Here is a 12,729-nt window from a genome sequence, read left to right as displayed (position 1 = left end):
GAGCAGACCGCAGGTGTGAGATCGGTCTGCACGGCAGAAAGATGGTGCGCTCTTTTAGCCTTCGTGAGCACCGAACATGGTCTTGGCGTAGGTGATACCGATGCCGTAGCCGCCGCCCAGCTTCTTGGCGATGCCGGTCGTCATGTCATAGGTCTCGGTACGGGCCCAGTCACGCTGCATTTCCAGCAGGTATTGCAGCGAGGTGATGGGCTGGGCACCGGCTTGGACCATGCGGTCCATGGCACGGTTGTGCGCTTCGGTGGAGATGTCGCCGCAGGCATCGGCGATCACAAAGACTTCAAAACCCTGGTCCAGCGCCGACAGGGCCGGACCCACGATGCACACGCTGGTCCACAGGCCGGCCAGCACGATGCGAGGCTTGCCGATCTCGTTGACCTTCTTAATGACGGCCTCGTCTTCCCAGGTGTTCATCGAGGTACGGTCCAGTAGAGCCTGGCCGGGGAACGGCCCGGTCACTTCCTCGAACATGGGACCTGAGAAGCTCTTTTCCGCCACGGTGGTCAGGATGGTCGAGGCACCGAAGCCGGCGGCAGCCGAAGCGACCAGGGCGGCGTTGGAGCGCAGTTGCACGGGATCGATGGAGTGCGTGGCAAAAGCCATCTGCGACTGGAAGTCGATCATGATCAGCGTGTGATCATGGGGGTTGATCAGCTTGGCTCCGGGTTTGGCGAAGGCGACGGGACGGGCGATGGAAGCGTTGGTGTTGGACATGGTGGTACTCCGGGTGAAAGGTGAAAGTGAGGTTGAGGGCGGAACAAGAAAGCGCTATGAAAACAGGGGGACAGGACGCAGTTGCTTACAGCGCAGGTAGCTCATGGGGGCGCAGGTCGAAGACCAGCACCTCGGCCTGCTCACCCTGATCAAAGCGCAGGGCGCCGGCATTGCGGATGCGGGCGCCGTCGCCTTCGGACAGGCGCTCGCCGTTAACATTCAGGCTGCCGCGAGCCACATGCACATAGACATGGCGCTCGGGCCCCACATCGAGTTCGGCGGATTCAGCGCCATCGAACAGGCCGGCATAGACCCGGGCGTCCTGGCGCACGGCCAGGGTGCCGTCTGCGCCTTCGGGGGCGATGATCAGGCGCAGGCGGCCACGCTTGTCTGCCTCGTCCACATGAACCTGCTGGTAGCGCGGTGTGGCGCTGCGTTCGCCAGGCACGATCCAGATCTGCAGGAAGTGCACGGAATCCTGGGCCGAGTGGTTGAACTCGCTGTGTTGCACGCCGGTGCCGGCACTCATCATCTGCACGTCGCCGGGGCGGATCACCGAGCCCGTGCCCATGGAGTCCTTGTGCTCCAGGGCGCCTTCCAGCACGTAGGAGAAGATTTCCATGTCGCGGTGGCCGTGGGTACCGAAACCCTGGCCGGGGGACACATGGTCGTCGTTGATGACCAGCAGGTCCGAGAAGCCTTGCTGGTTGGCGTCGCGGTAATGGCCGAAGGAGAAAGTGTGGCGCGATTGCAGCCAGCCATGGTTGGCGCGACCGCGATGGTTGGATTGGCGAACTTCAAGCATTTTCATCTCCTGATAAATCGATGGGTTTCACACGTCCTGCTGCGGTTCGGCTCTTCCGTTTTTCGCTGTATTCCGTGTTGCGATGAATGAAGTATCGGCGGCTGATAAAGGCCAAATGTTGAAAGAAAAATGCTTTAATCATCGAAAATTTCGATGATTAGTTTTTACGCACACCACCATGCTCAAACTCTCCCTGGAAGCCATTGAACTCGTGGACGCCATCGCGCGCTATGGTTCATTCGCCAGCGCGGCCGAACGCCTGCACAAAGTGCCATCGACCATCTCCTACGCCGTATCCAAACTGGAGGAGCAACTGGGCCTGAACCTTTTCATGCGCAACGGCCCGCGCGTCAGCCTCACGCCTGCGGGTGAGGAACTGCTCAAGGAAGGGCGCTGGCTGCTGGCGGCGGCACGCCAACTCGAGTCCCGGCTGCACCAGGTGGCTACGGGGTTTGAAACCGAAATCCGCCTGGTCCACGACTCACTGATTCCCACCAGTGCCTTCGGCCCCGAAATCCAGGCTTTCGAGGCCTTGAACAGCGGCACGCGCCTGCGCATCGGCAGCGAAACCCTGACCGGCACCTGGGAGGCCCTGCGCGAAGGCCGGGCCGACCTGGTGGTGGCCGCGGGCGAAGGTCCGGCCGGTGGCGGCTACAAGGCAGTGGCCGTGGGCCAGCTGGACTTTGTGTTCTGCGTGACGGCCAGCCACCCGCTGGTCCGCCTGGGTCGACCGCTGGCGCGCAGCGATCTGCTGGAGCACACGGCCGTGGTCGTGGGCGACGGCGCGCGTTCGCTGACCGACCGCACCGTGGGCCTGTTGGCGGGCCAGCGCCGCATCACCGTGCCCGATATGCAGGCCAAAATCCAATGCCAGGTTGCAGGCCTGGGCCTCGGCTTTCTACCGCGCGCCTGCGTGCGCGTGGAACTGGAAACGGGGATGCTGGTGGAACTGCCCGTGGAGGAGCCGCGCCCGCCAGAAACCTTCTGGCTGGCCTGGCGCAGCGATGCGCGGGGCCGCGCCCAGCAATGGTGGCGCGAGCGCCTGAATCGCCAGTTGCTGCCCGGCATACTCCCCTATTGAAAACAGCCCTGCAACGCAAGATTGCAGGGCTGTTGCTGTGCGAAGCTGGCGAGGTCTGCGAGACGGCTCACGCCATGCGCCATGACCTTCGCGAAGTCCAGAGACGGGACGGTCAGTCCAGCTTCACACCGGCGGTCTTGATCACCTCCCCCCAGCGCTTGGCTTCAGCACGGGCCAGCTGGTGGAATTGCTCAGGCGTGCCGGGCAGGGCTTCCATGCCGAAATCAGCCATGCGCTTGACCACATCGGGAGAGCTCAAGGCCTTTTGCAGATCGCTGTTGAGGCGCTGCACGATGGCAGGCGGCATGCCCTTGGGGCCCAGAATGCCCTGGAAGGCATAGACCTCGGAGTCCTTCAGACCCAGCTCGGCCAGCGTAGGCACATTGGGCAGGTTGGGCACGCGCTTGGCAGTGCCAATGGCCAGGGCTCGCACCTTGCCGGACTGAATCACGGGCAAGCCCGAAGCCAGATCCAGGAACATGCAAGGCACTTGTCCGCCCATCACATCGGCCACGGCTGGCGCAGCACCCTTATAGGGGATGTGGGTCAGGCTGGTGCCGGTACGGCTTTTGAACAGCTCCATGGCCAGATGGTGGGGCGAGCCATTGCCGGGCGAGGCGTAATTGAGCTTGCCGGGATTGGCCTTGGCATAGGCCAGGAATTCCTTGAAATCCTTGGCTTCAAACGCAGGGTTCACCACCAGCGCCATAGGGAAGCGGCTGATGCCACCCACATAGCTGAAGTCTTTGTCGGGGTTGAACGGCAGCTTGCTGAACAGGTGCTCATTGAAGGCCAGGATGGCGTTGTCCGCAGACATGATGGTGTAGCCATCGGGCTTGGCCGAGGCCACCATCTGGCCGCCAATATTGGTCGAGGCACCGGGGCGATTGTCCACCACAATGGTCTGATTCAGGCTCTTGCGCATGGCCTCGGCCACCGTGCGGGCCAGCACATCGGTGCCGCCACCCGGTGGATAAGGCACGACCCAGCGTACGGGGTTGGCAGGCCATTCCTGTGCCATGGCGAAGGGGGATGCTCCCGCAGCCGAAGTGGCAGCCACAGCGGCCAGAAATTGTCGACGATCCATCATTTGTCTCCTAAGGTTTATGTTTGGGGCGATGAAATCTTGTGCTGTCTTCGCAAGGCCGCTTGCTCTAATTTATTCATAGCAGCCTGCGCTTGTCTTTATTTGGTTTTCATGGGTTTTGACGGTTTTTTCTGCAATGGCAATGGTGTGAACTCCACCCGTTCAACCCGGTAGCCCTTCTGACGCAGCAGCTCGGGCAAGCCCATGGGACCCACCATGTGCAGAGCACCCACGGCGGCAAACACCGTTTTGTCTTGTTTAAGCAACGCCGCAATACCATCGGCCATGCCGGGGTTGCGGCCGTCAATCATGCGTTTAAGCTGGGCGCGCTCGCGCTCGGTATTGGCGCAATCGCACCAGTCGGCATAGTTCTCCAGCTTGCGCGCATTGCCGCTGGCCCAGACCTGCGCCAGCAGCTGCAGCATCTCGGGAGCCATGCCATCTTCCAGCTGTTTAAGCCCGTCATCCACGGTTTCGACGATCTCGACGGGGTCATCTGACACCAGCTCATTGAGCTGGGTCTGCACCGCCTCCAGCCCTGTGATGGGCTTGCCCAGCGCATAGGCCATGCCCGCCAGCGTGATATCTACGCCGTACTCCGCATTCAGCCCTTGCCGGCTGCCAGTCTTGGCCAGCAGGCCCAGAATCTGCGCTTCTGGCCTCAGCCGGACCAGGTCTTCGGCGCAGGCCAGCTTGAGCTGCCGGTTCAGTCGCTGGCTCAAGTCTGCTGCCAGCGGCGGCGCATCAGCACGTGCCTTCAGGCCTTCTGCCAGTGCTTTACCCACCTCCGGATCCAGAATATTCAACTCCAGCGCCAGTTGATCTGCGCCCTGCACGGCACGCACAATACTGCGCCCCGGCATCATCCATTCGCGCTTGCCCACGTGCATGGTTCCGTAGAGCCAGCTAGCACGCGCGCCATCACGTTGGCTATCCGTCACGCGCCAGAGCAGGCCTCTGTCCTGCGCCTGCGCGGCCAGCGCTTTCATCTCTGCCGGTGTCGGCATAGCGGGCTTGGCGGGGCAAATCACAGCAGCTTGCGCTGTGCTGCTGGCCTTGCTGCCATTTTTCACGCCATGGGCAGGCGATGCAGCCAGTACCAGGCCAGAAGTCAGCGCAGCGGCCAGCGCCAGAAAGCGGCGAGCCAACGGCGAACAAACAGGCTTGGGGGTCAGCATTCGGGTAGCCATCAGCGTTCCAGCAAAGTTCAGACCTTGGGAGTATCGGCTGCAGCGCTTTCTGGAGCCGCATCATTGCCACCGGGCGGCGCAATGTTCTGGTCGATGGCGCCAAAAATGCTCTGGCCATCCTTGCCCTTCATCTCGATGCGAATCGTGTCGCCAAACTGCATGAACTCGGTCTTGGGCGCGCCGTCCTGAATGGTCTCGATGCAGCGCTTTTCAGCGATGCAGCTATAGCCCTTGGGCCATTCCATGCGCTTATTCTTGCCGCTGCCAGTCTCCACGCCACGATTGCTCACCGTACCGCTGCCCACGATGGAGCCCGCGCGCACATTACGCGTCTTGCAGATATGGGCAATCAGCTGGCCGAAGTGGAAGGTCATATCCTCGCCGGCATCGCACATGCCGACCTTGCGGCCGTTCCAGGTCGATTGCAGCGTCAGGTGCAGACGGCCGCCCTTCCAGGCATCGCCCAGCTCATCCAGCGTTACCGCCACGGGGCTGAAAGCCGTCGCTGGTTTGCTCTGGAAGAAGCCAAAGCCCTTGGCCAACTCATTGGGAATCAGGTTGCGCAGGCTGACGTCGTTGACGAGCATGACCAGGCGAATATCGTCCAGCGCATCCTTGGCATCCGTGCCCATAGGCACATCGCCGGTGATGACGGCAATCTCGGCCTCAAAGTCGATACCCATGGCCGTGCTGGGCACGATCACATCGTCGCAGGGACCGATGAAGTCATCGCTGCCGCCCTGGTACATCAGCGGGTCGCTGTAGAAGTTGGCGGGCACCTCGGCATTGCGCGCCTTGCGCACCAGCTCTACGTGGTTGATATAGGCCGAACCATCAGCCCATTGGTAAGCACGTGGCAGCGGCGCCATACAGCGCTGCGGGTCAAACGGGAAGGCATGGCGTGCCTTGCCGTGATTGAGCTCATGCGACAAATCCTGCAACTGGGGAGCCATATAGCTCCAGTCATCCAGCACCTGCTGCATGCGGTTGGCAATGCCGGTCGCATAACAGGCCTGACTCAGGTCGCGCGACACCACAACCAACTGCCCATCACGCGAGCCATCCTTGTACGTTGCCAGCTTCATGCTCTATCCCTCTGCTTTGCTTGCGTTGCTGGCACAATGCCTGACAACGCTAGCCAAAATTACGATTGGTTAAATTGATTTAACTAAACAAAACACGATTCTATTGCAATGGATAAGGAACGCGCAGGGATTCAGTCGGTCGAAGTGGGTTTCTCCCTAGTCGAAGCACTGGCGCAAGCCAGCGGCCCGCTGATGCTCAAGGATGTTGCCGCCGCCGCAGGCATGAGTGCGGCCAAGGCTCACCGCTATCTGGTGAGCTTTCAGCGCATCGGTCTGGTCAGTCAAGACGAGCGCAACTCGCGCTATGACCTAGGGCCAGCGGCACTCAAAATCGGCCTGGCCTCGTTGGCCCGGCTCGATCCGGTACGTCTGGCCCGAGAGCGCATTCCTGGCCTGCTGGACACCCTCAACCACACGCTGGCGATTGCCGTCTGGGGCAATCACGGCCCCACCATCGTGCACTGGGAGGAGTCGGCACAGTCTGTCACCGCCAATCTGCGTCTGGGCGATGTGATGCCCATGCTGGCCTCGGCCACGGGCCGCTGCTTTGGCGCATGGCTGCCGCGCGAGATCACCGCGCCGCTGCTGGAGCCCGAGCTGGAACGCGCCCGCAAGGCCAAGCGCCAAGACCTGCCGCTGACCGAGGAAGCCGTTGCCGCCATGCTGACCGAGGTCCGCAAGCGTGGCACGGCCCGCGTGGTCGATACCGTACTGCCGGGCATCGTGGCGTTTTGTGTGCCGGTCTTCGATGCATCAGGTCATATCGTGCTGGGCCTGATGACCCTGGGCTCGCTGGCGACTTTCGACCCCGAATATGGTGGAGCCATAGACGCGCCGCTGCAAGCCGCCGCCCGCCAGCTATCCAGCGATCTGGGCTGGCGCGCCACCGCTGGCGAATAATCCACTCCCAGCCAATCCCCACAGCCCATGGGCCGCATCACTCAGCCACGCAAAATCCTGTTGCCAGTCACCGGCGCGGTGCTGGTGGCCCATGCACTGGCCTTATGGGGTCTGCCCCAGCTCAACCCACCCAAGCCCGCAGATGCGTCCATCGTGATGGAGACGCGCATGGTGGAAGTGGCTCCGCCGCCACCCACGTCCAAGCCGCCCACTCCCAAGCCACCTGCGCCTGAACCAGCTGCCCCTCCCCCCAAACCGCCAAGCCACGGCCTGCGCCAAGGCCACCCGCTCCAGCACCGGCTCCTGCCCCCGTCCCTGCCGCGCCAGAATCTGAGTCAAATCAGCCTCAAGACCAAGATACGCAAGCGCAACAAGCTCCTGAAACAGAAGCACCCGCAGAAGCCCCGGCAACATCACCTGCACCACCGCCAGCCCCCGAACCCGCAGCCGAGCTGCCTGAAAGCAATGGCGCAGACACCGCCCGTCCGCTTCAGATCACCCCCGCAGGCGGTGCGCCGCTGCCGCCGGGCACGGTGCTGCCCGTCTCCCTGCCCAACTCGGCCACGCTGGAGTTCAATGCCTCCGGTCAGGTCAAAGGCTTTCAGTACTCGGCCGGTGCCAAGCTGCAGTGGCAGCATGACGGCCAGTACTACCAGGCGCGTCAGTCCATCAGCATGTTTTTGATGGGCGAGCGCTCTCAAACCAGCGAGGGCCTGATCACGCCCAGCGGCCTGCAGCCGCTGAACTTCAGCGACAAGGGGCGCAAAACCCAGTCCGCCAACTTTGACGTAGCCAGCGGCAAGGCCCACTTCAGCGGCGGCACGGCCGATGCGGCGATTGCCGACGGCATACAAGACCGCCTTAGCGTGTTTCTGCAGCTCTCCGCCCTCATGGCGGCTGACCCCGGCAAATACCCGCCCGGCACTCTGATAGAGATGACCGCCAGCAGCGCCCGCTCAGCCGCCCGCTGGCAATTCCGCGTGGGAGCGACCGAGGCGCTGGATTTGCCGTTTGGCAGCGTAATGGCACTGCGGCTAGACAAGCTGCCCGGCAAAAGCGGCAACGACCAGCGCGGCGCCGTCTGGCTGGCTCCTGCCATGCAATACCTGCCCGTGCGCATCAAACTCACGCAGGGGCAGGATGACTTTGTCGACCTGCAGCTCAAAAAATACTCGCCTGCGCCGCAATAGCCGCAAAGCCTCTGGCTCCTGACGTAAACCCCGAGCCCGCATCAGATCAAGCACTCACACCCAGAGCGCACAAGGCCCGCCGCCTGCAAGCCCAAGAGCCCCGCGCTGGCGCGCCGCCCAAAGCGCGGACTACCACAGCAGGCGAAAGCCGGGCCTGCACAGCGCGGCCTAATCCATGGAATACTGTGATCAAGTGCCAAGAGCAGGCATTTCCAGCTTGAAATGCGGCACCCTGTCGCCATATCCATGGCAGGCATGCTCATAACGGAAATGAAAGGGGGATCACCATGCAAATGCTTTACGACTCGGAATCCTTTGCGGTGCTCCATCTGCGTCCAGACATGGAGGCAGACGTTCCGGCAGGCACTGCCCCGGCCGCAACAGAGCGAAAGCACCAACTGCCCCGCCACGGCTTTGAAATTGTGGACAAGCGCTCGGGCAAAGAGGTGTATCTCGATGGTTCCTGGGCCGAAATGTTCCAAAAGACTATCTTGGCCTGGCAGCAAGACGCCCCCACTGAGGAAGAGGTAGAGGAAACGCTGGACAAATACACCGGCCTCGCCCAGCAGCCAGTCATCATCCACTGAGCGATCCGTCTCAAAACAAAAGCCACTCAATCACTTGAGTGGCTTTTTTCATGGTTTACGCAGATGCAGAAAGCGCTGCCAGCTATGCTTTTTGTAGTTTCTGCAGTGCCTAGAGCAGCAGCCCCCTGCAAACCGCCAAGACTCAGGCTGATGAAGCTGCAGATTCGCCAGTGCTTTTTCATCAACCCATTGGGGTTTTGCGCGCTGAAGCCCTCGATAAAGTGGCGCTTACGCAGAACAGCAGCCCGCCAAGGCCTGACAATATCTGGGAGGCAGCAGCCAACACCGCTGCCCCGCGTCAAATTTCGGTGGGCAAAGCCGGTGCGATTTTCTGAGGTACGAAGCCATGCCCCGTCTTTCAAAACAGGACTGGTCAATATGTGGACTTCTTCGCAGGCACTTCAACGCCCTTTTTTCAAACCGCTGGCTAAGCCTCTCGTTCTTGCCACCGCCTTGCTGCTGGGCGGTTGTGCCCATCAGAGCACAGCTCTGACTAGCGATGCCCAGTGGCAGCAGACGCTGGCGCAATGGTCAGGCACCCCCGCCATCTTGCTGGGCGAGCAGCATGACCAGACATCGCACCACCAGTGGGAAGCGGCTACGGTGCGCCACCTGGCAGCGAAAGGGCAGCTGGCCGCTTTGGTGATTGAGATGGCCCCAGCCGGCGGCGATACCCGCGCCCTGCAGCCCGGTGCCAGCGATGAAGAGGTCAAAACCGCACTGCTGTGGGCGCAGGGCGGCGGCCCCGGTGGCTGGCCTTGGAAGGACTATGGCCCCATGGTGATGGCTGCCGTGCAGGCTGGCGTGCCCGTACTGGGCGGCAACCTGCCCCGCGCCCAGATGAAACAGTCCATGGGCGATGTCCGTTATGACAGCCACTTGCCCGCCACAGGCTGGCAGTTGCAGCTGGATGCCATCAAGGAAGGCCATTGCGGCCTGCTGCCCGAGTCGCAATTCGCCCCCATGGCCCGCATTCAGCTGGCGCGCGATGAATCCATGGCCAAGGTAAGCACTGCTGCGCACAAACTGGCCAAGCCCGGTCAAACCGTGCTGCTGGTGGCAGGCCGTGGCCATGTGCGCAGCGATATTGGCGTGCCTACCTGGTTGGCTGCAGACTTCAAGCCAAAAGTGGCCATAGCGCAATCAGATAAAGCGCAAACAGCTATCAATATGAAAGCAGACAAGCTGCTGACGCTGCCAGGTACCGCCTCTAAAGATCACTGTGCAGAGTTAAGCGAGCAGTGGAAGAACAGGGCCGCGCCCAAGCCCTGACTCCACGGAGTTGCGCATCGGCGGCTGACGTTCAAACCACCACATGCTCGCCAGCCGCAGCGATATCCACCAGCGGCAGGCCATCACGCGCTTTCTCCAACAGACGCGTGAAGTCTTCCGCCGGAACGGGACGGCTGCAAAAGTAGCCCTGAAAGTAGTCGCAGCCTTTTTCCTGCAAAAATGCCAGCTGCTCGCGTGTTTCCACCCCCTCGGCCAGCACCTTCAGGCCCATGGCGTGGCCCAGTGCAATGACCGAGCTGCTGATGGTCATGTCGTCCGCGCTGTTGGGAATGTCGCGGATAAAGCCCTGGTCGATCTTGAGAAGATCGAGCGGAAAGCGCTTGAGGTGAGCCAGCGACGAATAGCCGGTGCCAAAGTCATCAATGGCCAGACGCAGGCCCAGATCACGCAGGCGGGTGAGCACGGTAAGCGCGTCTTCAGGCTTTTCGGCCAGCGCGCTTTCAGTGATTTCCAGCTCCAGAAATTCCGCTGGAAAGCATGACTCTGCCAGCACCTGGTTCGTCGCGCCCACCAGATCGGTGAGCAGAAACTGGTGCAACGAGACATTCACGGCAATCGTCAGATCGGGCAGTCCCGCAGTGCGCCATTGCTGGCCCTGACGGCAGGCCTCGCCCAGCACCCACAAGCCCAGCGGGCCGATGACGCCCGAGCTTTCAGCCACCGGAATAAAGCGTGCCGGAGAAATCAGGCCTTCTTCAGGATCCAGCCAGCGCAGCAGTGCCTCAGCACCCATCAGGCGACCAGTCTGCAGATCAATCTGCGGCTGGTAGTACAGGCGCATATGACCCAGATCCAGGGCACGGCGCAGGCGTGCCTCCAGCTCAAGGCGCTCGCGCGCGGCCTGCGTCATGTCTTCATGGAAGAAGCACCATGCGTTGGAGCCTCGGCTCTTGGCCCCATACACTGCGGCATGGGCGCCTTGCAGCAATTCCTCGGCAGTCTGCGCATGCTCGGGGTACAGGCAAATACCAGCGCTCACGCTGACCACGACAGACAGGCCATCTGGCGTAGTCCACGGTTTGCCCGCAGCAGCCATTAAACGCTCTGTCACTTCTATGGCGGCTTGACGGCCAGAGAGGGAGTTGGCCACCACACACAGCTCGTCTCCGGCAAGTCGAGCAATGATGTCGCCGCTGCGCAAGGCGGCCTGCATCTGATGCGCTACATGCCTGAGCACCTCGTCACCAATGGAGTGACCGTAGCTGTCGTTCACGTCCTTGAAGCGGTCAATATTGAAGAGCATCACCGCCATGCCAGTGCCAGTGAGCTGGCTGTCCGCCAGCGCATTGCCCAGCATCAGGCTGAACTGCGAGCGATTTGGCAGACCGGTCAGCACATCCCTGTGCGCGAGAAACTCCAGCTGCTGCTCACGCGCCTTCTCGGCCGAGATGTCGGTGAACATGCAGACGTAATGGGTGACATGATCATTGGCGTCCTTGACCGCGCTCAGCGACATGCGCTCGGGAAAGACTTCCCCGTTCTTGCGACGATTCCAGATCTCCCCCTGCCAGTGCCCATGGGAGCGCATTCTTGCCCACATGGCATCGTAGAACGCCTTGTCGTGACGGCCGGACTTGAACATGCGCGGAGTCTGGCCCAGCATTTCTTCTTCAGAGAAACCCAGCAGACGCGTGAAAGAGCGATTGACCGAGAGAATGCGGCTGTACGCATCGGTCACCACCACGCCCTCGATGGTGTTTTCTACCACGGTGGAGGCAAGTCGGCGGCGCTCATCGGCCTCGCGGCTTGCGGTCTGATCAGACAGCAGGCCGGAAATACGCAGCAATCGACCATCCGCATCTTTATGGGCCTGACCACGAGCGCGAAACCAGCGGTACATGCCATCAAAGCACAGCAGTCGCGCCGTCAGCACCAGCATGCTGCCCTGCTCCAGAGCCTGATCCACCTGCAGGCGTGCAGCAGCCACATCTTCGGGGTGCAGGCGCTGGTAGAAGTCAAAGTCCGCAGCCAGGTCCTGGCCCTGATATTTCAGCAAAGCGCACATGCCCGAAGAAAAGTTCAGGCGCAACGCCAGCGCATCCCATTCCCAGACACCATTACCGCTGCCTTCCAGCGCCATGCGCAGCATGGTTTCACTGCGCACCATGGCATTGCGCGCATTCACCATCTCGCTCAAATCTTGCAGCACACAGACCAAGGCCACCGGCCCATCCACGCCAGAGGACGCCACGCGACTAGTGGTACACAGCACAGGCGTGACCTTGCCGGTGGTGGCGTTGACGCAGGTGCGCAAAGCCTGGTAGTAGTTGGTACTGCCGTCGAGCAAGCGCTCAAGCTGCAGCGCGATTTCTTCCTTGTCGTCAGCGAGCACCAGAGCGCGAAAGTCCTGACCGCGCAGAGATTCGACGCTGCAGCCCAGCCAGCCTGCCAGCTTGGGATTGGCCCAGGCAATTTTTCCGCCGCCCAGGTGCACACGAGCCATACCGGCCGGTGCGTAACGCACGATCAGCTCTAGCTCCTGCGCCGTTTCCCGGCTGCGCTGATCAGCTTGCCGCTTGCGCTGCATGAACCACAGCGCCACCAGTGCAGTCACTAGCAACCAAACGATGAACAGGCCTATCTGCCAACGCAGCGACTGGCGATTGAGCGATACCGCAAAATAGTCAAGCACGCTTGCCTGAGCGCCCAACCACATCATTCCCGCACACACATAGAGGGTGACTATCACCCAGGGTGTGAGGCGAGAATGGCCTCCCTCGCTTTTCATGAATTTCCTTTGTCCGCAGGGTCCTCGCCTTGCTGCGACAATCGCCGAGCT

At 61.6% G+C, this 12,729-nt stretch carries 13 protein-coding genes; 5 read left to right on the top strand and 8 right to left on the bottom strand.

Annotation, left to right across the window (positions count from 1 at the left end):
- Positions 1 to 54: 54 nt before the first annotated feature.
- On the bottom strand, positions 55 to 732 hold the full coding sequence (locus CLU84_RS00900) for an isochorismatase family protein (RefSeq protein WP_099735505.1): 678 nt from the start codon (positions 730 to 732) through the stop codon (positions 55 to 57).
- An 85-nt stretch (positions 733 to 817) separates the two neighbouring features.
- Entirely contained in the window at positions 818 to 1,537 is a 720-nt protein-coding gene (locus tag CLU84_RS00895) for a pirin family protein (RefSeq protein ID WP_099735504.1), read from the bottom strand.
- Between the two features lie 178 nt (positions 1,538 to 1,715).
- On the opposite strand from CLU84_RS00895, the gene CLU84_RS00890 reads away from it, so the two are divergent.
- On the top strand, positions 1,716 to 2,618 hold the full coding sequence (locus CLU84_RS00890; RefSeq protein WP_099735503.1) for a LysR family transcriptional regulator: 903 nt from the start codon (positions 1,716 to 1,718) through the stop codon (positions 2,616 to 2,618).
- Between the two features lie 112 nt (positions 2,619 to 2,730).
- On the opposite strand, the gene CLU84_RS00885 is transcribed toward CLU84_RS00890, so the two are convergent.
- The 3 genes from CLU84_RS00885 to CLU84_RS00875 form a co-directional block, all read right to left on the bottom strand.
- Positions 2,731 to 3,705 (bottom strand): tripartite tricarboxylate transporter substrate binding protein, encoded by a 975-nt coding sequence (locus CLU84_RS00885; RefSeq protein ID WP_099737791.1) that lies wholly within the window; start codon positions 3,703 to 3,705, stop codon positions 2,731 to 2,733.
- A 98-nt stretch (positions 3,706 to 3,803) separates the two neighbouring features.
- A complete protein-coding gene (locus CLU84_RS00880; protein WP_233209894.1) occupies positions 3,804 to 4,895 on the bottom strand; it encodes a TraB/GumN family protein in 1,092 nt (363 codons plus the stop codon).
- A gap of 17 nt (positions 4,896 to 4,912) precedes the next feature.
- A complete protein-coding gene (locus CLU84_RS00875; protein ID WP_099735501.1) occupies positions 4,913 to 5,980 on the bottom strand; it encodes a fumarylacetoacetate hydrolase family protein in 1,068 nt (355 codons plus the stop codon).
- Positions 5,981 to 6,088: 108 nt separating this feature from the next.
- Here CLU84_RS00875 and CLU84_RS00870 point away from each other — a divergent pair, with 108 nt between their 5' ends.
- On the top strand, positions 6,089 to 6,880 hold the full coding sequence (locus CLU84_RS00870; RefSeq protein WP_099735500.1) for an IclR family transcriptional regulator: 792 nt from the start codon (positions 6,089 to 6,091) through the stop codon (positions 6,878 to 6,880).
- Between the two features lie 41 nt (positions 6,881 to 6,921).
- On the opposite strand, the gene CLU84_RS22280 is transcribed toward CLU84_RS00870, so the two are convergent.
- Positions 6,922 to 7,092, bottom strand: coding sequence for a hypothetical protein (locus tag CLU84_RS22280; RefSeq protein ID WP_233209893.1), 171 nt, complete (start codon positions 7,090 to 7,092; stop codon positions 6,922 to 6,924).
- A 321-nt stretch (positions 7,093 to 7,413) separates the two neighbouring features.
- Here CLU84_RS22280 and CLU84_RS22275 point away from each other — a divergent pair, with 321 nt between their 5' ends.
- Positions 7,414 to 8,070 (top strand): DUF3108 domain-containing protein, encoded by a 657-nt coding sequence (locus CLU84_RS22275; RefSeq protein WP_233209892.1) that lies wholly within the window; start codon positions 7,414 to 7,416, stop codon positions 8,068 to 8,070.
- Between the two features lie 287 nt (positions 8,071 to 8,357).
- Positions 8,358 to 8,657: a DUF3567 domain-containing protein gene (locus tag CLU84_RS00860; RefSeq protein ID WP_099735499.1), complete on the top strand. Its 300-nt coding sequence runs from the start codon at positions 8,358 to 8,360 to the stop codon at positions 8,655 to 8,657.
- A 26-nt stretch (positions 8,658 to 8,683) separates the two neighbouring features.
- On the opposite strand, the gene CLU84_RS21760 is transcribed toward CLU84_RS00860, so the two are convergent.
- On the bottom strand, positions 8,684 to 9,034 hold the full coding sequence (locus CLU84_RS21760; RefSeq protein WP_144445400.1) for a hypothetical protein: 351 nt from the start codon (positions 9,032 to 9,034) through the stop codon (positions 8,684 to 8,686).
- A gap of 1 nt (position 9,035) precedes the next feature.
- Here CLU84_RS21760 and CLU84_RS00855 point away from each other — a divergent pair, with 1 nt between their 5' ends.
- Positions 9,036 to 9,929: a ChaN family lipoprotein gene (locus CLU84_RS00855; protein WP_099735498.1), complete on the top strand. Its 894-nt coding sequence runs from the start codon at positions 9,036 to 9,038 to the stop codon at positions 9,927 to 9,929.
- Between the two features lie 31 nt (positions 9,930 to 9,960).
- Here CLU84_RS00855 and CLU84_RS00850 read toward each other — a convergent pair whose 3' ends face one another.
- A complete protein-coding gene (locus CLU84_RS00850; protein ID WP_099735497.1) occupies positions 9,961 to 12,678 on the bottom strand; it encodes an EAL domain-containing protein in 2,718 nt (905 codons plus the stop codon).
- Positions 12,679 to 12,729: the final 51 nt, after the last annotated feature.

This window comes from Comamonas sp. 26 (assembly GCF_002754475.1).
In the GTDB taxonomy this organism is placed as follows: Bacteria; Pseudomonadota; Gammaproteobacteria; order Burkholderiales; family Burkholderiaceae_C; genus Comamonas.
This window is presented reverse-complemented; position numbering and strand designations above follow the sequence as displayed.